We start from the raw sequence: 23379 nt of genomic DNA, 5'->3' as shown, positions 1-23379 counted from the left end.
ACCGCTGGGGCCCGAAGGTGGAAGGAGCACGAGGCCACCGCCGACCCTTGGGAGCGCCCCCGATGAGCACAGCCGCCCGCACCGTCCACCCGCGCCGCACGCGGTCCGCCGCCCTGCTCGACGACGTCGAGACCGACCTCGTCGGGCTGCGTGCCACGTCCGGCTCGGTCTCCGCGTTCGGGAGCGGCGACCCGCGCCCCCGCGACGCCCGCGCGTGGGTGCGCGAGATCGCGAACCTCACCGAGCCCGACGCGATCGTGTGGTGCGACGGCTCCGCAGCGGAGAAGCGACGGCTCATCGACCTCCTCGTCGACGCCGGGACCCTGCTCCCCCTCGACCCCGAGCTGCGCCCGGGCAGCTACCTCGCGCGCTCCGACCCGAGCGACGTCGCGCGCGTCGAGTCCCGGACGTTCATCTGCTCGCGCGCCGAGGTCGACGCCGGACCGACGAACAACTGGCGCGAGCCCGAGGCCATGCGCGCCGAGCTGCGCGGCGTGTTCGAGGGATCGATGCGCGGCCGCACGATGTACGTCGTCCCGTTCTCGATGGGTCCGGTCGGCGGGCCGATCTCGCAGGTCGGCATCGAGGTCACCGACTCGCCGTACGTCGTGGTGAGCATGGGGATCATGACGCGCGTCGGCCAGGAGGTCATGGACCTCATCGACGCCGGCACCCCGTTCGTCCCGGCGGTCCACTCGGTCGGCGCCCCGCTCGTCGACGACACCGGCGCCGTCACGGACGACGTGCCGTGGCCGTGCAACGACACCAAGTACATCGTCCAGTTCCCCGAGACGCGCGAGATCTGGTCCTACGGCTCGGGGTACGGCGGCAACGCGCTCCTCGGCAAGAAGTGCTTCGCGCTGCGCATCGCGTCCGCGATGGCGCGCGACGAGGGCTGGCTCGCCGAGCACATGCTGCTCATCCGCGCGACGTCGCCCGAGGGCCGCGCCTACCACCTCGCCGCCGCGTTCCCGTCGGCGTGCGGCAAGACGAACCTCGCGATGCTGCGACCCACCATCCCCGGCTGGACCGTCGAGACCATCGGCGACGACATCGCGTGGCTGCGGCCCGGCCCCGACGGCCGCCTGCGCGCGATCAACCCCGAGGCCGGCTTCTTCGGCGTCGCGCCCGGCACCGGCGTCGAGACCAACCCGGCCGCGGTCGAGACGTTCGCGCGCGACACGATCTTCACGAACGTCGCGCTCACCGACGACGGCGACGTGTGGTGGGAGGGCCTGACCCCGGAGCCGCCCGCGCACCTGATCGACTGGACCGGCCAGGACTGGACGCCGGACGCCGGCCGCCCCGCCGCGCACCCGAACTCGCGGTTCACCGTCTCTGCCGCGCAGTGCCCGACGATCGCCGACTCGTGGGAGGACCCCGAGGGCGTCCCGATCGACGCGATCGTGTTCGGCGGGCGCCGCGCGACCAACGTGCCGCTCGTCGCGCAGGCGTACGGGTGGGAGCACGGCGTGTTCATGGGCGCAACCATCTCCTCCGAGCAGACGGCCGCCGCCGAGGGCACCGTCGGCGCGCTGCGCCGCGACCCGTTCGCGATGCTGCCCTTCTGCGGCTACAACATGGCCGACCACTGGGCGCACTGGCTCCGCGTCGGTGCCTCGCTCGACCCCGACAAGCGGCCGAAGATCTTCCAGGTCAACTGGTTCCGCAAGGACGCCGACGGCCGCTTCCTCTGGCCCGGGTTCGGCGAGAACTCGCGCGTCCTCGCGTGGATCGCGGCGCAGGTCGACCGGTCGCGCGGCGTGCGCACCGACTCCGGCGCCGTGAAGAGCCCCGTCGGCCTGCTGCCCGCGCCGGGCGCGCTCGAGCTCGGCGGCCTCCACATGGACGACGGCGACCTCGACGCCCTGTTCGACGTCTCGCCCGAGCAGTGGCTCGCCGAGGCCGAGCTGACCGCGGAGTTCTTCGACACGTTCGGCAACCGCGTGCCCGACGAGCTGTGGGCGCAGCTCGCCCGGCTGCGGGACCGGCTCGGAGCCTGACGCGCGGGCCGCCCGGCGTCGCGTCCCCCACCACCGGGGACGGGGCGCAGGGCGGTCGCCGCCCGCGTGCGTGCGCCCGTGCACGCTCGCACGATGGAGATGTCGGCTCCAGCAGACGGGCCTCGGTGCAGCACCGACCGAAGGACCCACCATGATCAGCACGGACCAGATCGAGAGGCTGCTCTCCGGCGGCACCGTCGTCTCGCAGGCCGGTGAGAAGGTCGGCAAGGTCGGCCAGGTGTTCCTCGACGACCGCACCGGCGAGCCCGCGTGGGTGACGGTGAAGACCGGCCTGTTCGGCACCGCCGAGTCCTTCGTCCCCCTCGCGGACGCGGACGTCCAGGGCGACGTGGTCCGCGTCCCGTACACCAAGGACACCGTCAAGGACGCTCCCCGGGTCGACGACTCCGAAGGACACCTCTCGCACGAGGAGGAGACGGAGCTCTACCGCTACTACGGCCGAGCGTCCGCTCCGGACGACGCGCCCTCCGCGCGGGAGGCCGGCACGTCCGAGCACGACCGGGTGGGTGAGAGCGCCGAGGCCGGGGTCGGCAGGCACGCCGCCGGCCCACCCGGGGACGACGCGCCGCTCGTCTCCGGAGGCCGGCGGAGCGACCCCGGAGCCGGCCCGGAGGGCACGTACCGACTGCGCCGCTACGTCGTCACGGAGTACGTCGCCGAGACGGTGCCCGCCGACGAGCTGCCGCAGCCTCCGCAGCCCCCGGGCGAGGGCGCCGGCGCCGAGTCGTCGCCCGGCAGAAACCCTCGAGAGGAGCGCCGGTCATGAGCACGAGCTACGGGGCGACCCCGCCCCAGGACGACCGCCCGGGCCACGGCCCCCGCGGCGCCGACCCCCACGGCACAGATCCTCGCGACACAGATCCTCGCGGCACAGATCGTGGCGGCACGGACCCTCGCGGCACGGACGAGTCCCTCGCCCGCGACCGTGACGCCGTCGTGGCGCGCGAGAGGGAGGAGTACGGCGGCATCAAGATCGGCTCGGCCTTCTTCGGGTGGCTCACCGCCACCGGGACCGCCGTCCTGCTCACGGCCCTGGCCGCCGCCGCCGGCGCGGCCTTCGGCCTCTCCGGTACCACCGATGCCCAGGAGGTCGTCGACCAGGCGAGCGAGAACGCCGAGACGATCGGCATCGTCGGCGGCATCGTGCTGGTCGTCGTGCTGTTCGTCGCCTACTACTGCGGCGGCTACGTCGCGGGTCGCATGGCGCGCTTCGACGGCGCGAAGCAGGGCCTCGCCGTGTGGCTGTGGGCCGTGGTCGTCGCGATCGTGCTCGCCCTCCTGGGACTCGTGGCAGGAAGTCGGTACAACGTGCTGTCGCAGCTCAACACGTTCCCCCAGATCCCGGTGAGCACGAGCGACCTCACGACCGGTGGTGTCATCGCCCTCGTCGCGGCCGCCGTGGTGAGCCTCGTCGGCGCCGTCCTCGGCGGCCTCGCGGGCATGCGCTTCCACCGCAGGGTGGACCGGGCCGGCCTGGAGGCCTAACACCGGGAGGAGATCGTCGGCACGACCGATGCGCCCCGGTTCGAGCGCTGCACTCCCGCGTGCAGCACTCGAACCGGAGCGCATCGTCCGGCACGGCACGGGTGGCCGTCAGTACGCCGTGCCCATGAGGTCGCGGACGTCGGCGAGGGTGCGGTCGGCGATCGCGTTCGCGCGGGCGTTGCCCTCGCGGAGCACGCCGAGGGGGTCGGGGCCGTCGCCTGCGGCCAGGGCCCGGCGTCGGGCCCGCAGGGGGCGCAGGTGCTCGACGAGCGCGTCGGTCACCACCTGCTTGAGCCGCCCCGCGCCCGCCGCGCCGACCTCGTCCGCGAGCGCCTCCGGCGTCGTCCCGGCCGCGAACGCGCCGAGCGTGAGGAGGTTCGCGACCTCCGGGCGGCGCTCGGGCTCGTACGTGACGTGTCGCTCGGAGTCCGTGCGGTGGCGGCGGACGAAGCGCGCGGTGGCGTCCACGTCGTCGCGCAGCTCCAGCGCGTTCCCGGCGGACTTGCTCATCTTGCGCCCGTCCGTGCCGAGCACGGTGGGGGCGGGCGCGAGCAGCACGTCGGGCTCGGGGAAGTACGGCCGCGCGGCGGCGTAGCGCTGGTTGAAGCGGCGCGCGATCGTCCGCGTGAGCTCGACGTGCGGGAGCTGGTCCTGCCCGCCGGGCACGAGGTTGCCGTGGCAGAACAGGATGTCGGCGGCCTGGTGCACGGGGTAGGTGAACAGCAGGCCGCTCATGGGCCGCCCCTGCCGGGCCGCGGCGGCGACGGCCTCGGCCTTCACGGTCGGGTTGCGCTCGATCTCGGCCGTCGTGACGAGACTGAGGAACGGCAGCAGGAGCTGGTTGAGGGCCGGGACCGCGGAGTGCGCGAAGATCGTCGTGCGCGCGGGATCGATCCCTGCGGCGAGGTAGTCGAGCACGACCTCCCGCACGGTCGCGGGCAGGTCGCCGGCGTCGTCGCGGTCGGTGATGACCTGGTAGTCGGCGACGACGAGCACGACCTCCACGCCGTCGTCCTGGAGCCGCACGCGGTTGGCGAGCGTGCCGAGGTAGTGGCCGAGGTGCAGCGCGCCGGTCGGACGGTCGCCGGTGAGGACGCGGTACCCGGACGGGTCGGTCGCGAGGCGGGCCTCGATCTGCGCGGACCGCTCGCGCGCGGCGGCGACGGACGCGGTCGACGACGGCGTGGCTCCGTCCGCGGGGCGGGTCGCCCCGGCGGGGGCGAGGGTCGTGGTCATGGTGGCTCTCCTTCGGCGGGGAGCCGCGCGCCGCGTCCCGGTCGGGTGGGCCCGGACGTGACGACGTCCCGGCTGCGGCGCGCAGCTCGGGACGGGGGCAGGACTGGTCACGGCTGCGGGGGCAGCCACCACCAGCTCTGCGTGATCATGCGTCCACCCTACGCCGCGGGTCCCGCGGGAACGGAGCCCCGGGTCAGCCCCGCGCGACGGAGCCCGGTCTGCGGGGACGGCCGGGCAGCGTCGCGACCGCGACCCCGGCGAGGCACAGCGCGCCACCGGCGAGGGTGACGACCGCGGGGACCTCGGCGAGCACGAGCCAGGACAGCACGACGACGAGCGGCGGGACGAGGTACGTCGTCGCCGCGGCGCGGCCCGCGCCGAGCCGCGAGAGCGCGTAGCCCCAGGTCGTGAACGCGACGGCGGTCGGGCCGAGCCCGAGCAGCACGACCGCCCACGTCGACGACGACGGCGCGGTGGCGGCGTCGGCTGCGAGCGCCGGGGCGAACGGCAGGAGGGCGGCGGTGCCCGCGAGACACCCGACCCACGTCATGGTCAGCGCGTCCACGCGCGCGAGGAGCCGCTTCTGCGACGTCGCACCCGCGGCGTAGAGGACGGCGGCCGTGAGCCCGAGGGCGACGCCCAGCACGTCGCGCTCACCCGACGACGTCGCCGCCGCGATGACCGCGACCCCGGCGAACGCCGCGGCCATGCCCACGAGCAGGCGGCGCGGGAAGCCCTCGCCGAGCAGGACGCCGGCGAGGACCGCGACGAGGACGGGCGCGACGTTGACGAGCAGCGCCGTCGTGCCCGCGTCGAGGTGACGCTCGGCGGCGTTGAGCGCGAGGTTGTAGAGGCTGAACCACCCCACGCCCCACGCGAGGACGCCCACGAGCACCCTGCCCCGCGGGAGCACGGGCCGGTGCCCGCTGCGCATCCACCGCACGGCGACGATCACGGTCAGCCCGATGCTGCCCGCGAGCTGGCGGCCGAGCGCGAGCGCGCCGGGGTCGTAGTCGTGCCCGGCGGCGCGCACGCCGATGAACGCCGAGGCCCACAGGACCACGGTGACGGCGACGGCCGCGACGACGAGGGCGGCGCCGCGGCGTCCGGACGCGGCGGCGGGGGCTGCCGCGGGCGGGCCGCCGGCCGGCGCGGCGGAGACGACGGACGGGGCTGCGGTCTCGGGTGCGGTCACGTCCTCGATGGTCGCGCGCCCCACCGTTCAGCACCAGCACGTGTTCCTTCCGCTCGATTCAGTCTCGCTGTAGCGTGGAGGGATGCTCGACGTCCACCGCCTGCGCATCTTCCGCTCCGTCGTCGCGAGCGGTTCGGTCCAGGCCGCCGCGACCGCGCTCGGGTACACGCCGTCGGCCGTGAGCCAGCACGTCGCCGCGCTGCAGCGCGAGACGGGCCTGACGCTCCTCGAACGCGCGGGCCGCGGCGTGCGGCCCACCGCGTCGGGGCTCGCGCTCGCCGCCCAGGCCGACGGCGTGCTCGCGCGCCTCGGCGAGGCGGAGGCCGTCGTCGCGGACCTGCGCGCGGGACGGACCGGCTCGCTCTCCCTCGCCTACTTCGCCTCCGTGGGCGCCGCGTGGCTGCCGCACGTCGTGCGCCGGCTCACGACCGACTTCCCCGGCGTCCGCCTCGACCTGGAGCTGAGCGAGACCATCCCGGACGACCCCGACTCGCGGGCCGACGTCCAGCTCGTGGTCGCGCCGCGCGGGTTCGACCCCGGCGGCGGCTTCCGCGCGTACCACCTGCTCGACGACCCGTACGTCGTCGTGCTGCGCGACGACCACCCCCTGGTGCACCGCGACGAGGTCGAGCTCGTCGAGCTGCGCGGCGAGCGCTGGGTCGACAACGACTTCGCGCGCGGCTGGTGCCGCCGCAACCTCGTCGAGGCGTGCATGGCCGCCGGGTTCAGCCCGCCCTTCCACGTCGAGGCGCACGACTACCCCACGGCGATCGCGTTCGTCGGGGCCGGGGTCGGCGTCACGGTCCTGCCCGCGCTCGGCGCCGCGCACCTGCCGCCCGGGCTCGTCGCCGTCCCCGTCGTCCGGCCGGCTCCCGTGCGCTCGATCCACGCCGTGCTGCGCGACGCCGTCGTGGGCACGCCCCCGGCCCGGGCCGTCCTCGACACCCTCCGGGACGTCGTGGGCGCACGTGTCGATCCCGCGGGTTCCCGTTCGACCTGAGGATGAGAGGGTCGGGAGGTCCGGCCCGCCGACACCAGGAGACGACGATGAAGTACATGCTCATCATGCGTGGCAGCGACGAGAGCCAGGCGGCGTTCGAGGACGTCTCGTTCGACGAGATGCTCGAGACCGTCGGGCGGTTCAACGACGAGCTGATCCGGGCGGGCGTCCTGCTCGCGGCCGAGGGTCTGGACGACGCCGCGCAGGGCGTGGTCGTCGACCTCTCGTCCGACGTGCCCGTCGTGACCGACGGCCCGTACGGGGAGACCAAGGAGCTGTTCGGCGGCTACTACGTCCTCGACGTCGCGTCGAAGGAGGAGGCCGTCGAGTGGGCCAAGCGGCTCCCGTACTCCGGCCCCGGGGCCAAGGTCGAGGTCCGCCGCGTCACGACGATCGACGAGTTCCCGCAGGACAACGAGTGGATCCGCAAGGAGCGGGCGTGGCGCGAGGCGACCGGCCAGCTGTGAGCGCACCCGGCACGGGCGCCGGTCCGGGTGTCGGCCAGAGCCAGGAGGCCGACCCGGGCCGGCGCGCGGTCGAGGCCGTGTGGCGCATCGAGTCCGCACGGATCGTGGGGGCGCTCGCGCGGTACACCGGCGACTTCGCGCTCGCCGAGGACCTCGCGCAGGAGGCGCTCGCCGAGGCGCTCGTCGCCTGGCCCCGCGACGGCGTGCCGCGCCACCCCTCGGGCTGGCTCCTCACGGTCGGCAGGCGCCGCGCGATCGACGCGTTCCGCCGTCGTGCCGCCCTCGACGAGCGCTACGCGGCGCTCGCCCACGGACTGGGCGAGGGCGCCGTCGTCACCGGCGGCCCGCCGTCGGGCCCCGCGGACGGCGCAGGCACCGACCTGCTCTGGGACCCGGACCAGGTCGACGACGACGTGCTCGCCCTGATGTTCGTCGCGTGCCACCCGGTGCTCTCGCCGGAGGCGCGCGTCGCGCTCACCCTGCGCGTGGTCGGGGGCCTCTCGAGCGACGAGGTCGCGCGCGCGTTCCTCGTGCCGACGGCGACGGTCCAGGCCCGCATCACACGCGCCAAGAAGACCCTGGCCGCGGCCGGCGTGCCGTTCGGCGTGCCGCCGGCCGACGAGCGGCGCGAGCGCCTGGGCTCCGTGCTCCACGTGCTGTACGTGATCTTCACGGAGGGGTCCACGGCCACGACCGGCGAGGACTGGCTGCGCCCCGACCTCGCGCACGAGGCGCTCCGGCTCGCGCGCGTCCTCGCCGGACTGGTCCCGGACGAGCACGAGGCCCACTCGCTCGTCGCGCTCCTCGAGCTCACCGCCGCGCGGTTCCCCGCCCGCACCACGCCCGACGGCGACCCCGTGCTGCTCGCGGACCAGGACCGACGGCGCTGGGACCGGTCCGCGATCCGGCGCGGTCGCGCGGCGCTGGCCCGCGCCGACGCGGTCGGGTCGCCCGGTCACGGGCGCGGCGCCTACGGCCTCCAGGCCGCGATCGCCGAGTGCCACGCGGTCGCCGCGTCGGTCGAGGAGACGGACTGGGACCGCGTCGTCCTCCTCTACGAGGCGCTGGGACGGCTCGCGCCGTCGCCCGTCGTGGAGCTCAACCGGGCCGTGGCCGTCGCGATGGCGCACGGCCCGGCGCCGGCGCTGCGGATCGTCGACGAGCTCGTCGCGACCGACCGTCTGCCCGGGTTCCACCTCCTGCCGAGCGTGCGCGCCGAGCTGCTCGGCCGCCTCGGCCGCGTCGAGGAGGCGCGCGCGGAGTACGAGCTCGCGGTGCGGCTGTGCCCGAACGCGCGCGAGCAGGACCTGCTGCGCCGCAAGGCCGCCGCGCTCGGGGCGTGACGCGCGACGCTGCGAGAATCGGTGCGTGAACGAGACCCCCGACCCCCGCACCGACTGGCGGCCGCACGTCGCCGACCCGGCCGCCCGATCGCCGTCGACCCTGCCCCACGTGGTGTTCCACGAGCCGCGCATCCCCGGCAACACGGGCAACGCGATCCGCCTCGCGGCGGTGACCGGGGCGCGTCTGCACCTCGTCGAGCCGCTCGGGTTCGACCTCGACGAGCCCAGGCTGCGCCGCGCGGGCCTCGACTACCACGACCTCGCGGCCGTCGAGGTGCACGCGGACCTGGACGCCGCGCTCGCGACCCTCCCCGGCCGGGTCTTCGCGTTCACGACGCGCGCGACGACGTCGTTCACGGACGTCACCTACCGGCCGGACGACGTCCTGCTGTTCGGCCCCGAGCCGACGGGTCTGCCCGCCGACGTGCTCGCCCACGAGCGGATCACGGACCAGCTCAAGATCCCCATGCTGCCCGGGCGCCGCTCGCTCAACCTCACCAACGCGGCGTCGATCGCCGTCTACGAGGCGTGGCGGCAGACGGGCTTCGCCGGCGGCGCGTAAGGGAAAGCACGTACCTGCTGGAGGTCAAAGTTACGTAGTCCACGAGTTGCTGGCAGGGCCGCGCCACGGTGAACTGTGGCCGAGCCGATCCCGGCCCCCACACCTGAGCAAAGGAGCTCCATGCGAACCATCCGACTGCGCACCCTGGCCGTCTCCGCCCTCGCTGCGGCCGCCGTCGCGATCGCGCCCTCGGCGAGCGCGACCCCCTACGACGGCGGCGTGTGCTCGTTCGACGTGACCCGGACCGGGAACGTCTTCACCGTCAGCGCGGGCACGTGCGACTGGGTCCTGCTCGAGGTCTACGGCTCCGCCTACGGGATGAACCTCAACCGCTCGGTCTCCACGACGAGCGTCGCGTCGGTGACGATCGAGGGCCCGGTCTGGGGCGTGACCGGCGCCGCCGCGGTGGGCCGCAAGGCCGGAGTGACGGGCCCCGTCGTCCGCGTGCTCTGACCGCTCCCGCCCCGCGTCGTGGGCGCACGAAGGGCCCGACCCCCTCACGGGGGCCGGGCCCTTCCCTGCTGTCACGAGGTCGTGTCAGACGAGGTCGCGGACCGCCGCGTACTGGTCGCGGATCGCCGGGACCGGGTCGGCCTCGACCACCGTGGCCGACGACGCGGCCCAGGAGGGCGGCGCGACGTCCTCCCTGGAGCCGCCCGCCTCGTGCGCGGCGAGGACCCACGCGGCCTGGCGCGCGGCGCCGTCGGCCACGTACTCGCCCGGCTCGGGGACCGTGACGGGCAGGCCCAGGACCTGCGGCGCGATGCGCCGGACCGCCTCGGACTGCGCGCCGCCGCCGATGAGCTGCACGCGCTCGACCCGGACGCCGAGCGCCCGCAGCGCGTCGAGCCCGTCCGCGAGGCCGCACAGCATGCCCTCGACGTACGCGCGCGCGAGGTGCTCCGGCGTCGACGTGCCGAGCCGGATCCCGTGCAGCGTGCCCGACGCGTCGGGGCGGTTGGGCATGCGCTCGCCCTCCAGGTACGGCACGAGCACGAGCCCGTCCGCGCCGGGAGGCGCCTGGAGCGCGAGCCGCGACAGCCCCGCGTGGTCGACGCCGAGGACGGCGCGCGCCGCGTCGAGCACCCGGCTCGCGTTGAGCGTCACCGCGAGCAGCAGGTACCGGCCCGTCGCGTCGGAGAACCCGTTGACGAGGCCGGAGCCGTCCGCCGTGCGGTCGTCGGTCACGGCGGACACGACGCCCGACGTCCCGATCGACACCGCGACGTCGCCCGCGACCATGCCGAGGCCGAGCGCGGCACCGGCGTTGTCGCCCGCGCCGGGGCCGAGCAGCGTGCCGCCCTCGACCGCGCTCCCTGCGACCGACGCGTGCGCGACGCCCGCCACGGCGGACGGAGCGACCACGCGCGGGAGCACGACGTCGGTCCGGCCGAACGCGAGCTCCAGCAGGTCGAGGCGGTACGCGCCCCGGCCGTCGTCCCCGTCGTCGCGGGTCGCGTCGTAGTACCCCGTCCCGGACGCGTCGGACGCGTCGGTGGCGAGCGCGTCGAGGTCCGGGCCGAGCGGCGCGGACTCGTCGCCCACCGGGCCGTACCCCGCGATGCGCCACGTGAGCCAGTCGTGCGGCAGCGCGACGGCGGCGACGCGCGCCGCGTTCTCCGGCTCCGCGTCGCGCAGCCAGCGCAGCTTCGTCACCGTGAGCGACGCGACCGGCACCGACCCGATCGCGTCGGCCCACGCCTGGGCGCCCGCCTCGGTCGCGGACTCGACCCGGTCGTGGGCGTCGGGGACGCCCTCGGCGAGGCGGGCCTCGCCGAGCTCGCGGATCAGGTCGCGCGCGGCCGGGGCCGAGCGCGTGTCGTTCCACAGGAGCGCATCGCGGACGACGTTCCCCTCCGCGTCGAGCGCGACGAGCCCGTGCTGCTGGCCGCCGACGGCGAGCGCCGCGACGTCGTCGAGCCCGCCCGCCGCGGACGCGGCCTCGCGGAACGCGGCCCACCACGCGTCGGGGTGCACCTCGGTGCCGTCGGGGTGCTTGGCCGAGCCGGTGCGCACGAGGGCGCCCGTCGCGGCGTCGCGCACGACGACCTTGCAGGACTGCGTGGACGTGTCGACGCCGGCGACGAGCGTGCGCTCGCCGCCGGCGTCGGACGTCCTGGCGTCGGTCGTCACCTCAGCCGATCAGGTGCTCGAGCGCGAGCTGGTTGAGGCGCACGAAGCCGAAGTCGCGGTTCGCCGCGGCGTCGACGTCGAACTCCTCGTACGCGCTGCGGTCCGCGAGCAGGTCGGCCACGGACTCGCCCTCGGCGAGGGTCGGCTGGCCCAGCTCGAACACGCCGGAGTGCGCGAACGCCTCCTGGACGCGGGAGTCGGCACGGTAGGCCGCGGCCTTGCGCGCGAGCAGGCGGTAGGTCTCCATGTTGGCGCGCGCGGAGTCCCACACGCCGACCTCGTTCTCGGTGCGCGACGGCTTGTAGTCGAAGTGGCGCGGGCCCGTGTACGTGGGGCCGCCGTTCGGGAAGCCGTTCTCGAGCAGGTCGACCGTGAAGAAGGCCGAGAGCAGGTCGCCGTGGCCGAACACGAGGTCCTGGTCGAACTTGATCGAGCGCTGGCCGTTGAGGTCGATGTGGAAGAGCTTGCCCGCCCACAGCGCCTGGGCGAGGCCGTGCGTGTAGTTGAGGCCGGCCATCTGCTCGTGGCCCGTCTCCGGGTTGAGGCCCACGATGTCGCCGTTGTCGAGCTTGGCGATGAGGCCGAGCGCGTGACCGATCGTCGGCAGGAAGATGTCGCCGCGGGGCTCGTTCGGCTTGGGCTCGAGCGCGATCTTGAGGTCGTAGCCCTTCTCCTTGATGTACGCCGCGGTGAGGTCGAGGCCCTCGGCGTAGCGCTCGTGCGCGGAGTGCAGGTCCTTGGCGCCGTCGTACTCGGTGCCCTCGCGGCCGCCCCACATCACGAACGTCTTGGCGCCCAGCTCGGCGGTGAGGTCGACGTTGCGCAGCACCTTGCGCAGCGCGTAGCGACGCACGCCGCGGTCGTTCGACGTGAGACCGCCGTCCTTGAACACGGGGTGGCTGAACAGGTTCGTCGTCACCATCTCGATGACCAGGCCCGTCTCCTGCGCCGCCTGGCGCACGGAGTCGAGGCGCTTGGTGCGCTCGGCGTCGTCGGCGCCGAAGGGCACGACGTCGTCGTCGTGGAACGTGAAGCCCCACGCGCCGAGGTCGGCCAGGCGGCGCACCGACTCGGCCGGGTCGAGCGCGGGACGGCTGGCGCTGCCGAACTGGTCCTGCGCGGTCCAGCCCACGGTCCACAGACCGAAGGAGAAGTTGATGTCTGCGTCGTGCCGGGTGGTCTCGTCGGCCACGGTGGTCTCCTCGTCGAGAGGGCCGCGGCGCTGTCCTCGCGCCGACGGCCTATTTATGTCGTACGGATGAACTTATCCGCCCGGGTCGGTAAGGTCAAGACCGTGAACCGCAGCGTCGCGACCCGCACGGGTCCCCCAGCAGCCCGGCAGGCCACGCTGCGCGAGCACAACCTCGCTCTCGTCGCCCGCGCGGTCTTCGAGTCCGCCGAGCCGTGCTCGCGCGCCGACATCGCGGCGTCGAGCGGTCTCACGCGCGCGACCGTCTCGACGCTGGTGGACCGCCTCGTCGCCGCGGCCATCGTCGCCGAGCTCCCGCCCGCGACCCCGCAGCGCGCCGGCCGGCCCGCGGTCCCCCTCGCCCCCGCGCCGCGCTCGATCGTCGGGCTCGGCCTGGAGGTCAACGTCGACTACCTCGGCGGCCGCGTGCTCGACCTCACGGGCGCCGTCGTCGCCGAGCACGTCGACCCCGACGACCTCCACGACAGCGACCCCACCGACGTGCTCGCGCGGCTCGGCCGCATCGCGCAGGACCTCCTCGCGAGCGTCCGCGCCGACGGCATGACCGTCGCGGGCGCCCGCCTCGCCCTGCCCGGCCTCGTCGACACGCGCGCGGGGCGGCTCGAGGTCGCCCCCAACCTCGGCTGGTCCCACCTCGACCCCGGCCCGCTCCTCGGGCTCGGCCCCGACGTCCCCGTCGAGATCGGCAACGAGGCCAAGCTCGCCGCGCTCGCCCAGGCGAGCCACGGCGTCGTGGCCGACGACGCGTCCGACCCCGCGCCCGAGGCGGCGCCGTCGACCTACCTCTACGTGTCCGGAGACGTCGGCATCGGGTCCGCGATCGTCGTCGACCGCCGGCTGTTCCACGGACGCCACGGCTGGACCGGCGAGGTCGGGCACGTCGTCGTCGACCCGCGCGGCCCGCGCTGCCGCTGCGGCGCGACCGGCTGCCTCGAGCAGTACGCGGGCAAGGACGCGCTCCTGCGCGGGGCGGGGCTGCCCGTCGACGCGCCCACCGAGGCGCTCGTGGCCGCGCTCGACGCCGCGGAGCCCGGCGCGCTCGCCGCCGTCGAGCGGGCCGGGACCGCGCTCGGCAGCGCGCTCGCCGACTACGTGAACCTCGTCGACATCGACACCGTCCTGCTCGGCGGCATCTACCCCGCGCTCCTGCCCTACCTGCGCAGCGCGGCCGACGCCGAGCTGCGCACGCGCGTCCTCGCCGCCCCGTGGACGGACGTCGTCCTGGTCCCCGCCCCGGTCGGCGACCACGCCGCCCTCACCGGCGGCGCGCGCGAGGTCCTGCGCGGCGTCGTCGAGGACCCGAGCGCCTGGGTCGCCGAGGACTGAACCCTCCGCCGAGGGAGAACCGTGGTCGAGGAGAGGACTCGACGGCTCCGATCGCGCCAGAGTCGATGGCGCCGCTACTGGAACGGGCGACGGCGGTCGTGGAGGGCGCCGGACCGGCGATCATCGCCGCGCATCGGGCCTGCTGCGGCTATCGCGACGTGATGCTCCCGCACCCAGCCAAGCCCAGGCGACCAGAGTCACCCCAATCCGCCTTCGCTGCGCCCACCCGCGCGCGAGTAGGTCTGAGCGTAAGGAGATCCGTGGACGACTCGTCGGGCGTACCGGAGCGAACACGAGGTGGCGCCGACAGCAACCGCGGCTCCGACGAACTGGGCTTGAGCCCCGCAGCAAGTCGGCGCACTTCGCCGTCGCGCCCGACGCCCGTAGCACAGTCGGCGCCGACCTCGACCTGCGCTCGCCCGGCAGTGAGCGGGCGGCGGACGGGCGACTCCCACCCAGCGACTGGCCGCGGCCCGAGCTTGTCTGCGCGGCGGGGATCTACACGGAGGCCAGGTACACCAACCGTGTTGGTCTGGTTCGTAAACGGCGGTCCGACCACAGAACGCATAGCTAGATCGCGGGCGCTGCGCCCCAGTGAGCAGTCCTTTGGCTCTGCGCGCGGCTCTCGCTAGCTCGTTTCGACGTGTCGCCACACGTTCAGGTTCCCCTTCCCGTCTCTCCGGACCCGCGAGACGATTGCGGCGGCCTTCAGCCGGTTGGCAATCTGCGCGTGAACTTCGTTCTCCGGCAGCTGTACTTTGCCACCGTCGTGCTCGACCAGGTCTGCGTACACCCCGCCCAGAGCACGCAGATGAGGGACAAGCTCGCCCCCGGCGAGGTCGGACCCGGCAAGGAGCCGGACCATCAGGGACGGGGGGATGCTGCCTTGCAGAGTCGCGAGCTCCGCCTCGTCCAGCACCAAGTCATGGCTCAGGCTGTACTCCGCTAGCGCGACACATGCACTGGCGGGCGCACCGGCGAGGTACGAGCGCAGGTCGGCGACGACTGCGCGCTTGATCGTGTCGTCGACCTCGTCGTGACGCATGAGCGCGTCGACGCGGTCGACCGTCAGCACAGCCGGTGACATGAAGGTGCGGAACTCCTCGGAGGCCGCGACAGCGGAGGCGAAGGCGTCGGGGTCAGAGAGCGCGGTGGGCGCGAAGGTTGCTGGCGCGTCGTCAACGAGGTCGTGCTCGAGGAGCATCCTCACAATGCTTGTCCGCTCGTCCGGGATCTCACTTCCGGCGAGGCGCCGTGCGACCGGGGCTTCCGACACTAGGTCGACTCGCTGTGCCGGGTCGGGGATCGCTTCGGAGGCTCCCACAATAGCGACCACGACGGCCCTTGAGGTCTCAGACTCATCCCAGTCAACGATCGGGCCCTTCGTCTCCATCAGACTTACCAGCGGGGCGTCGACCGACCGGCTCAAGATGTACGCGTTCAGGTTTGCGACGTTCGGCACGAAGCGTCCGTGTGATGCCAGCGCCGACCAAGTGCTCGGTGGCGAGGCAGTCAGATCGTCAAGCACGCACTCCGGGTTCGCCCGCGCCACGACGGCACCGATGAGTGCCTCGTCGAGGTTCGCGACGTCACCCAGGACGTCGGCAAACGTGGCGGGGTCCTCGACGGTCGGCTCGCTCCCTGTCGCATGCAGATATTCACTGAGGCGGTCCAGGACGGTCGCGTGCACGACGTCGTCATTTGCGGCGAGGCGATCGAGACTGAACGATGAGAGCCCTGTGGCACGAGCAAGGTTGGAGGCGGTCACTGGGTAAGCCCGCGCCTTTTTTATGGGCGCAAGCGCCTCTTCCCCGACGGGGTCGAGGTCAGCGAAGATGACGCCCGCGCTCACCGCGAGCTCGGCCGCCCTGCGGTTTGAACTGGCACCACAGAGGGAAGTCAGCTGACGGTAGTCGGCTTCAATGAACGAGCGCACGCTTGAGCCGAGCTCATAGGTGACCTCGTCGCTCCAGGCTCTGAGCGCCGCGTCGACCATGCCCCGAAGACGCGGGACATCAACGCGGACGTCCTCGGTCAGGTAGGCGAGAATCGAAGACCACAACGGCGTGAGTTGCTCGACAAACTCTCCGGGCATGCTTCCGTACTCGACGTATGCGGACAGCATCCCGATCTCCTCCGCGCCCATCTTCGCGACATTCGTGATGACGGTGCGTGCATGGTGCGGCGCCTTTGTGAGCAGGTGGTCGAGCAGGGTGACGTTGTAGGCGCCCACGTCCTCGAGCGCGTTCGGGCGGTCGCTCAAGACTGCGCTGACGTCAGCGTCGGTCAGCTCGTACAGCAGGTCTGAAACGCCCCTGTCGATGTTCCGCTGGATGAAGTTCATTGCGTTGAGGGAGACCTGCTCAGCGTAGAACGGGGCGATGTTCAGGCTGAAGTACTCGTCCAGGTAGCCGTGCTGCACGAGGTCGGCGGCGAGTTCGGACCCGAGGATGCGCCGCGTTGCGTCCGTGAACGTCTCCCCGGACGCGGTTGGCGTTCTCGGGGACCCGAAGAGCACTTTCCAGGTCGCGCGGGAAAGCGTGGCTACGGTCCGCTCGAGGTTCGCGAGTTCACGCTCCATCTGTGGACGCGCCTGCGTGTCCCAGCGCTCTGCTGTCAGCGGCTCGTTCAGCAACACCCCCGCGAGCTGGGGTGTTATTGGCCACGACCCGTGGCGCGTCGCAACAGATGCTTTGCTGACTCCTGCGGATACGTCGCGCCAGAATTCTGTCGACGTGAGGAGATCCTGCGGCACGGCCTGGTTGTACGGCGGTGATGTGATCTGCGCGCTGAGGTCGCCCATCACAATGTGAAGCCGGCGGCCGAGCATCTCGCTGCGGTACGTCGCAGCGTCCTGGTTGGCAAGTGCGGCGCGCAGGTCCTGGATGCGCTGCGTCCGCTCCTTGACGTTGTGGGTGACGAGGTCTCGGCCGAGCTCATAGAGAACGTCCAGGTTGCTCGTGCCGAATCGGATCTTCTCGAAGTCCTGCAGATGCACGTTCTTATAGACGACCACCGCAAGCAGCTTGTCCGCGTCCAGTTCGGGGACCGGGTGAGGGCCGGCGATGAGATGATGGTGGAAGACCTTGAACTCGTTGCGGATGTTGGTCACGAGCCGCATGTCCGCGATGTGCCGGGCGACGATGTTCAGTAGGCGATCGCTGACGCCGAATCCATCGGCGCGAAAGGCCCTTGTCATGATGTCCCGGGCGTTCTCCCGAGTGATGAACGGGACGACTGGGATCACGACGTCGAAGAACTTCGTCCGGTTGGCCCGCTGGACGTCCTGAGCTGCAACGTCATGCGGTTTTGTCGCCGTATATCCGCTGTGCGACTTGGCGGCCTCGTCCGGATGGGCCGTCGGTTCCTTCAGGTCATCCTCGAGCTTTTGGAACAGTGAGTCGCGCATCGCGTACACGAACCGTACCGGCTTGCGGCGGAGTTGCGGCGCGGAATTCAGCAGCGTGTTCAGCGAGCGCAGCGCCTCGAAGATCCCTGTGTCGTCGAACCGGTCGATGTCCTCGAAGATGACGAGGTCGTACTGAGTGACCTCGAAGAAGTAGACGATCTCGTCGAGGTACTGATCGAAGTAGCTTGCGGTCGGGGCCCGCGAGAGCGAGATGCTCGCTGGTCCTGCCGCCACCTGGTCTACCGACACGCGGCCACCCATCATCCGCCGCACTAGGTAGGCGATGGCGCCGGAGAGCAGGAACGTGACTACGAACGCGAGCGTAGGGTTCGAGAACCCGTGCACGACGCTCGAGCCAATACTCCGCCCGAGCGTGGCAGCCGCGGCTACCGCAGCGCCGACGAGCGCCGCCAGGAGCAGGCCGTCTCGCTTCCGTCCGCGAGAGGTCCGGTCGAAGCGGGAGCGTGGCGCCTTCGCAGGCGCGACGGTGTAGAGGATCTGCTTGACGATCTCTTTCTGGATCTGGTTCGTCAGATCCGCTGTGGTGTCAAGACCCATGCTCGACAGCGAGATGTTCAGCGACTTGTGCCTCTTGGCCGTTGTGATCCTTGTGAGCCTGGCGAGGACACCTTGTTCCTCCTGGGAGTAGGCCTCGGTTAGCCCGACGAGGACGCTGCTCTTCCCAGTGCCGTATGCCCCGGAGAGTGCAACATTCCGGACGTCCGGCTCCGCGAGCGCAGCGTCGAGCAGGCTCAGGTAGATCTCGTGGTGCGCCGGCTCGTACGCCGGCGTCAGCAGGTTGAACTCAAACGGGAGCGGACGGGCGCCGTTCGAGCTGCGTTCGCGCTTTGGCATGCGGCGATGCTAAGGCGTCGGCGCCGTTCCCACCCGTGCCCACTCGTGAACAGGTGGGCTCGATGCACACCGGTTGGCCCGCCTTGGTGTCTGTTTTCCGTTCCCGGCGAGCAGCGCCCGTTCAGCGCCGACGTCATTGAAACCAACACGCATCGGATGAGCAGGGAAAATGACGACGTCCGGGCAGCGCAACGCGATCGGGTCGTCCGCCGCGGCGCAGGCGAACGGGCACCGCAGGGTAGCCGCCCGCGTGAGCAGACACCAGGGCGAGACGACGGCGGGCGGGGTGGGTGGTGGTGCCGCGTCGTGGCGGGCCTGGCGGGAGCCGCGAGGAACGAGCGGCGGATGGTAGACGCGGCACCACCACCCACCCCGCCCACCCAACTCGACCACACGCCGTCGAGCACGGTGACCACGGCTCTACCTCGGCAGACCAGGGGACTACTCCGGGGGCGGGGCGGTGCTGGCGCGCTCGACGAGGCGGGTCGGGACGAGGCGGGTGCCGGCCTCGTGGACTCCCTCGCGGACCTGCCGGAGCACCTGCTCGACGAGCCGACGGCCGACCTCGGCGAAGTCCTGGTGGACGGTGGTGAGCGGGGGCAGGAACTCGCTCGACTCGGGCAGGTCGTCGAACCCGACGACGCTCACGTCCTCGGGCACGCGCCGGCCCGTGTCGTGCAGGGCGCGCACGAGCCCGAGGGCCATCTGGTCGTTCGCGACGAAGACCGCGGTGACGTCGTCGCGCTGCGCGAGGCGCAGCCCGGCCTCGTAGCCGGACGACGGCGACCAGTCGCCCCGCTCGATCGCCGGCACCTCGCGGCCCGCCTCCTCGAGCGTGGCGCGCCAGGCGGAGGTCCGGCGCTCGGCCGCGAACGAGAGCGCAGGACCCGCGAGGTGGTGCACGGTGCGGTGCCCGAGGTCGAGCAGGTGTCGCACGGCCTGGCGCGTGCCGTCGGCCTGGTCGGTGTCCACGACGGCGTAGCTCTCGCCGGCGTCGGAGTCCGCGACGACGACCTGGACGCCGGGCGGCAGGCTGACCCGTGCGACGTCGAGGAGGTGGACCTCCATGAGCAGGATGATCGCGTCGACGGCGAGCTCACCGAGGCGCGTGAACGCCCCGTGGACGCCGTCCTGCGTGGGCGCGGCGACGGGGATGACGGTGATGGCGTAGCCCTCGGCGGCGGCGGACGTCGCGATGGCCTCGAGCGTGCGGACGTTGCCGGTGGTCGCGAGCGAGAAGAGGATGACGCCGATGGTGCGGAACGACCCGCTCTTGAGCGCGCGGGCGGCGCTGTTGGGCCGGTAGCCGAGCTCGGTCATGGCCTCGAGCACGCGCGAGCGGGTCGTCTCGACGACGCCCGGGTGCCCGTTGGAGACGCGGGAGACGGTCTGCGCGGAGACCCCGGCGACGCGCGCGACGTCGGCCATCGAGACGCGCCGCGCCGTGCGTACGGCAGCTCCCCCGGTGCGCGTCAGGGCGGGGGTCTCGTCGTCGAGCCCGTCGGTCATCTCGTCCTCGTCCTCGTGGTGTCGGCACAGTACCCGTGCCGGACCGGCATCGTGGCCGGTCACCGACCAGCGTAGGCGATGTTTGCGTAAACACCGAACCTCGTGCCATGCTCATGTTTACGCAAACACCGGCGACGACCGACGTCGCCGTCCCCCGATGACGAGGACCCCAGCATGACGACGACGTCCCCACCCGTGGCGGGGCACCGGCCACCGGTCGGCGCACCTTCGTCCCTCCCGGCCCGGCGCCGACGGCGCTCGTGGACCGGCTGGGGCTTCGTGGGCCCGTTCATGGCGGTCTTCGCGCTGGTGTTCCTGGCACCGATCGCCTACTCGATCTACCTCAGCCTGTTCCGCACCCAGATGGTCGGCGGCACCCAGTTCGTCGGGTTCGACAACTACGCGCGCGCCTTCTCCGACCCGCAGTTCTGGTCGGGCGTGTCGCGCGTCGGCCTGTTCCTCGTGGTCCAGGTCCCGATCATGCTCGGCATCGCCCTGCTCGTCGCGCTCGCGATCGACTCGGGGCGCCTGTACGGGCGCAACTTCTTCCGGATCTCGATCTTCCTCCCCTACGCCGTCCCGGCCGTCGTCGCGACGCTCATGTGGGGGTTCATGTACGGGACGCGGTTCGGCCTCGTCGCCAACATCAACGACGCGCTCGGCACGGCGATCCCCAACCCGCTGTCCCCGGACTGGGTGCTGCTGTCGATCGGCAACATCGTGACCTGGGAGTTCGTGGGCTACAACATGCTGATCTTCTACTCGGCGCTGCGCGTCGTGCCCACCTCGCTCTACGAGGCGGCCGAGCTCGACGGCGCGTCCCAGTGGCAGGTCGTGCGGGCCATCAAGATCCCCGCGATCCGTGGCTCGCTCGTGATCGCGACCATCTTCTCGATCATCGGCTCGTTCCAGCTCTTCAACGAGCCGAGCATCCTCCAGAGCCTCGCGCCGAACGCCATCACGACGTACTTCACCCCGAACCTGTACGCGTACTCGCTGTCGTTCTCCGGCCAGCAGTACAACTACTCGGCGACCGTCGCCATCATCATGGGCGTCCTCACGATGATCGTGGCCTACGTCGTCCAGCTGCGCGGCATGCGCAAGGAGGCCTGACGATGACCGCCACGACCCCCTCGACCCCGGCGGTCCCCGCCGCGGCCCGCACGACGCCGCGCACCACGACGCGCAAGCCCGTGCGCCTGCGCTCGCGCGCCCCGCACCGCGTCGCCCGCCCGCGCCGCAGCGTTCTCATGACCGTCCTCACCGGGATCGTCCTGCTCTACGCGCTCGTGCCGCTGTTCTGGCTCGTCGTCAACGCGTCCAAGACGCAGTCGAGCCTGTTCTCCTCGTTCGGGCTCTGGTTCAGCGGCGACTTCGCGCTGTTCGACAACGTCGCGCGCACGCTCACCTACGACGACGGCATCTTCGGCCGCTGGTTCGCGAACACGCTCCTGTACGTGGTGCTCGGCGCCGGCGGCGCGACGTTCCTCGCCGTGCTCGGCGGGTACGCGCTCGCGAAATTCGACTTCCCGGGCAAGCGCGGCGTGTTCGCGACCGTCATCGGCGCGGTCGCCGTGCCGGGCACCGCGCTCGCCGTGCCGACGTTCCTCATGTTCAGCCAGATGGGCCTCACGAACACGCCGTGGGCCGTCATCATCCCGTCGCTCATCTCGCCGTTCGGCCTCTACCTCATGTGGGTCTTCGCGGCCGAGTCGATCCCGACGGAGCTGCTCGAGGCCGCGCGCATGGACGGGTCGAGCGAGGGCCGCACGTTCTTCCAGGTCTCGCTGCCGCTGCTCGCGCCCGGGATCGTCACGGTCCTGCTCTTCACCATGGTCGCGACCTGGAACAACTACTTCCTGCCGCTGATCATGCTCAAGGACCCTGACTGGTACCCCCTGACGCTCGGCCTCAACGCGTGGAACGCGCAGGCCGCGACCGCCGGCGGCGAGGCGATCTTCGACCTCGTGATCACCGGCTCGCTGCTGACGATCCTCCCGCTCGTCGCCGCCTTCCTGCTCCTCCAGCGCTACTGGCAGTCCGGCCTCGCCGCCGGGTCCGTCAAGGAGTGACCGGACCCCGACCCCATGCCCTGCCGCCCGCAGCGCGTGTGCACCACCCGATCCGTCTGACGACGAAGTGAGAGGAACCCCCATGTCCGTCCGCACCACCCGCACCCTGCGTGCCGTCGCCGCCACCGGCGTCGTCGCGCTCGCCCTGGCCGCCTGCAGCTCCGGCGGCGGCAACGACTCCGGCGGGGACGCGGCCTCGGCCGACGACGTCGCCGCGGCTCTCGAGGAGGGCGGCAGCCTCACGGTGTGGGCCTGGGAGCCCACGCTCGAGCAGGTCGTCACCGACTTCGAGGCGAAGTACCCGAACGTCGACGTCGAGCTCGTCAACGCGGGCACCGGCAACGACCAGTACACCGCGCTCCAGAACGCGATCGCGGCCGGCAAGGGCGTGCCCGACGTCGCGCAGGTCGAGTACTACGCGCTCCCCCAGTTCGCGCTCTCCGACGCGCTGGCCGACCTCTCCGCGCTGGGCGCCGACGAGCTCGACGGCACGTTCACGCCGGGGCCGTGGAGCGCCGTCCAGCAGGGCGAGGGCATCTTCGGCCTCCCCATGGACTCCGGCCCCATGGCCCTCTTCTACAACGAGGAGGTCTTCACGCAGCACGGCATCGAGGTGCCGACGACGTGGGACGGCTTCGTCGAGGCGGCGCGCGCCCTGCACGCGGCCGACCCGAACGTGTACATCACCAACGACACGGGTGACGCGGGCTTCACGACGTCGCTCATCTGGCAGGCCGGCGGCCAGCCGTTCCAGGTCGACGGCACGGACGTGACCATCGACCTCGCGGACGAGGGCAGCACGCAGTTCGCCGAGACGTGGCAGACGCTCATCGACGAGGACCTGCTCGCGCCGGTCAGCTCGTGGAGCGACGAGTGGTACCAGGGCCTCGGCAACGGCACGATCGCGACGCTCGCGATCGGCGCGTGGATGCCCGCGAACCTCGAGTCCGGCGTGCCCGACGGCGCCGGCAAGTGGCGCGTGGCCCCGCTCCCGCAGTGGGAGGAGGGCGCGTCGGCCAGCTCCGAGAACGGCGGCTCCGCGCTGTCCGTGACCGCGGCGAGCTCGCAGCAGGCGCTCGCCTACGGCTTCCTCGAGTACGCGAACGCGGGCGACGGCGTGCAGGCGCGCGTCGACGGCGGCGCGTTCCCGGCCACGACGGCCGAGCTGGAGTCGGACGAGTTCCAGGGCTACGAGTCCGAGTACTTCGGCGGCCAGAAGATCAACGAGGTCCTCGCGCAGTCCGCTGCCGACGTCGTCGAGGGCTGGTCGTACCTGCCGTTCCAGGTCTACGCGAACTCGATCTTCAACGACACCGTGGGCCAGGCGTACGTCTCGGGCACGACCCTCGCCGACGGCCTGAAGGCCTGGCAGGACGCGTCGGCGAAGTACGGCACCGAGCAGGGCTTCACCGTCAACGAGTGACCTGATCCCCGCCGGGCGCCTGCCGGGGCGCCCGGCGGCCCTGCCCCGAACGGCCGCGTGGTCGTGCCCCCGGTACGACCACGCGGCCACCCGCCGGTGGCCCCACCCGCCACCGACCGCTCTGCGAGCA

Annotated in this window: 18 protein-coding genes; 12 read left to right on the top strand and 6 right to left on the bottom strand. The window is 72.4% G+C overall.

What is annotated here, in order from left to right; genetic code table 11:
• Window positions 1-62: 62 nt before the first annotated feature.
• The 3 genes from NHH00_RS18420 (at window position 63) to NHH00_RS18410 (ending at window position 3509) form a co-directional block, all read left to right on the top strand.
• Window positions 63-2003, top strand: coding sequence for a phosphoenolpyruvate carboxykinase (GTP) (locus NHH00_RS18420; protein ID WP_253055002.1), 1941 nt, complete (start codon window positions 63-65; stop codon window positions 2001-2003).
• 151 nt (window positions 2004-2154) lie between these two features.
• The gene (locus tag NHH00_RS18415) at window positions 2155-2790 is read left to right on the top strand and encodes a PRC-barrel domain-containing protein (RefSeq protein ID WP_253055001.1); all 636 of its coding nucleotides are present in this window, start codon (window positions 2155-2157) and stop codon (window positions 2788-2790) included.
• Window positions 2791-2960: 170 nt separating this feature from the next.
• Complete coding sequence (locus tag NHH00_RS18410) at window positions 2961-3509, top strand: hypothetical protein (RefSeq protein ID WP_308202346.1); 549 nt, start codon at window positions 2961-2963, stop codon at window positions 3507-3509.
• A 108-nt stretch (window positions 3510-3617) separates the two neighbouring features.
• Here the strand turns inward: NHH00_RS18410 and trpS are convergent, their stop codons facing one another.
• A complete protein-coding gene (gene trpS / locus NHH00_RS18405; protein WP_253055000.1) occupies window positions 3618-4745 on the bottom strand; it encodes a tryptophan--tRNA ligase in 1128 nt (375 codons plus the stop codon).
• Window positions 4746-4938: 193 nt separating this feature from the next.
• Window positions 4939-5940, bottom strand: a complete 1002-nt coding sequence (locus NHH00_RS21185; RefSeq protein ID WP_253054999.1) for a DMT family transporter — start codon at window positions 5938-5940, stop codon at window positions 4939-4941.
• A gap of 82 nt (window positions 5941-6022) precedes the next feature.
• Between NHH00_RS21185 and NHH00_RS18395 the strand changes: the two genes are divergently transcribed.
• The 5 genes from NHH00_RS18395 to NHH00_RS18375 all read left to right on the top strand — a co-directional run bounded on the left by NHH00_RS18395 (window position 6023) and on the right by NHH00_RS18375 (window position 9765).
• Window positions 6023-6940 carry a LysR family transcriptional regulator gene (locus tag NHH00_RS18395; RefSeq protein ID WP_253054998.1) on the top strand — a complete coding sequence of 306 codons (918 nt, stop codon included), beginning with the start codon at window positions 6023-6025 and terminating at the stop codon, window positions 6938-6940.
• Window positions 6941-6987: 47 nt separating this feature from the next.
• On the top strand, window positions 6988-7407 hold the full coding sequence (locus tag NHH00_RS18390) for a YciI family protein (RefSeq protein ID WP_253054997.1): 420 nt from the start codon (window positions 6988-6990) through the stop codon (window positions 7405-7407).
• Window positions 7404-8750, top strand: coding sequence for an RNA polymerase sigma factor (locus NHH00_RS18385; RefSeq protein ID WP_374615274.1), 1347 nt, complete (start codon window positions 7404-7406; stop codon window positions 8748-8750). Before NHH00_RS18390 ends, NHH00_RS18385 begins: the two co-directional genes overlap by 4 nt.
• 100 nt (window positions 8751-8850) lie before the next feature.
• Window positions 8851-9312, top strand: coding sequence for a tRNA (cytidine(34)-2'-O)-methyltransferase (locus NHH00_RS18380; protein ID WP_253055127.1), 462 nt, complete (start codon window positions 8851-8853; stop codon window positions 9310-9312).
• Between the two features lie 120 nt (window positions 9313-9432).
• Window positions 9433-9765, top strand: coding sequence for a hypothetical protein (locus NHH00_RS18375; RefSeq protein WP_253054996.1), 333 nt, complete (start codon window positions 9433-9435; stop codon window positions 9763-9765).
• Between the two features lie 84 nt (window positions 9766-9849).
• Here NHH00_RS18375 and NHH00_RS18370 read toward each other — a convergent pair whose 3' ends face one another.
• Window positions 9850-11445, bottom strand: a complete 1596-nt coding sequence (locus tag NHH00_RS18370) for a xylulokinase (protein ID WP_253054995.1) — start codon at window positions 11443-11445, stop codon at window positions 9850-9852.
• A 1-nt stretch (window position 11446) separates the two neighbouring features.
• Window positions 11447-12637, bottom strand: coding sequence for a xylose isomerase (gene xylA / locus NHH00_RS18365; RefSeq protein WP_253054994.1), 1191 nt, complete (start codon window positions 12635-12637; stop codon window positions 11447-11449).
• Between the two features lie 102 nt (window positions 12638-12739).
• Here xylA and NHH00_RS18360 point away from each other — a divergent pair, with 102 nt between their 5' ends.
• Entirely contained in the window at window positions 12740-13981 is a 1242-nt protein-coding gene (locus NHH00_RS18360; RefSeq protein WP_253054993.1) for an ROK family protein, read from the top strand.
• 628 nt (window positions 13982-14609) lie between these two features.
• Here the strand turns inward: NHH00_RS18360 and NHH00_RS18355 are convergent.
• Both NHH00_RS18355 and NHH00_RS18350 read right to left on the bottom strand, forming a co-directional pair.
• Window positions 14610-18245 (bottom strand): YobI family P-loop NTPase, encoded by a 3636-nt coding sequence (locus tag NHH00_RS18355; RefSeq protein WP_253054992.1) that lies wholly within the window; start codon window positions 18243-18245, stop codon window positions 14610-14612.
• A 441-nt stretch (window positions 18246-18686) separates the two neighbouring features.
• Window positions 18687-19754, bottom strand: a complete 1068-nt coding sequence (locus NHH00_RS18350) for a LacI family DNA-binding transcriptional regulator (protein WP_253054991.1) — start codon at window positions 19752-19754, stop codon at window positions 18687-18689.
• Window positions 19755-19928: 174 nt separating this feature from the next.
• Between NHH00_RS18350 and NHH00_RS18345 the strand changes: the two genes are divergently transcribed.
• The 3 genes from NHH00_RS18345 (at window position 19929) to NHH00_RS18335 (ending at window position 23249) form a co-directional block, all read left to right on the top strand.
• A complete protein-coding gene (locus tag NHH00_RS18345; protein ID WP_253054990.1) occupies window positions 19929-20867 on the top strand; it encodes a carbohydrate ABC transporter permease in 939 nt (312 codons plus the stop codon).
• Window positions 20868-20869: 2 nt separating this feature from the next.
• The gene (locus NHH00_RS18340; protein ID WP_374615270.1) at window positions 20870-21826 is read left to right on the top strand and encodes a carbohydrate ABC transporter permease; all 957 of its coding nucleotides are present in this window, start codon (window positions 20870-20872) and stop codon (window positions 21824-21826) included.
• A gap of 82 nt (window positions 21827-21908) precedes the next feature.
• On the top strand, window positions 21909-23249 hold the full coding sequence (locus NHH00_RS18335; protein ID WP_253054989.1) for an ABC transporter substrate-binding protein: 1341 nt from the start codon (window positions 21909-21911) through the stop codon (window positions 23247-23249).
• Window positions 23250-23379: the final 130 nt, after the last annotated feature.

This window comes from Cellulosimicrobium cellulans (genome assembly GCF_024124905.1).
In the GTDB taxonomy this organism is placed as follows: Bacteria; Actinomycetota; Actinomycetes; order Actinomycetales; family Cellulomonadaceae; genus Cellulosimicrobium; species Cellulosimicrobium cellulans_G.
This window is presented reverse-complemented; position numbering and strand designations above follow the sequence as displayed.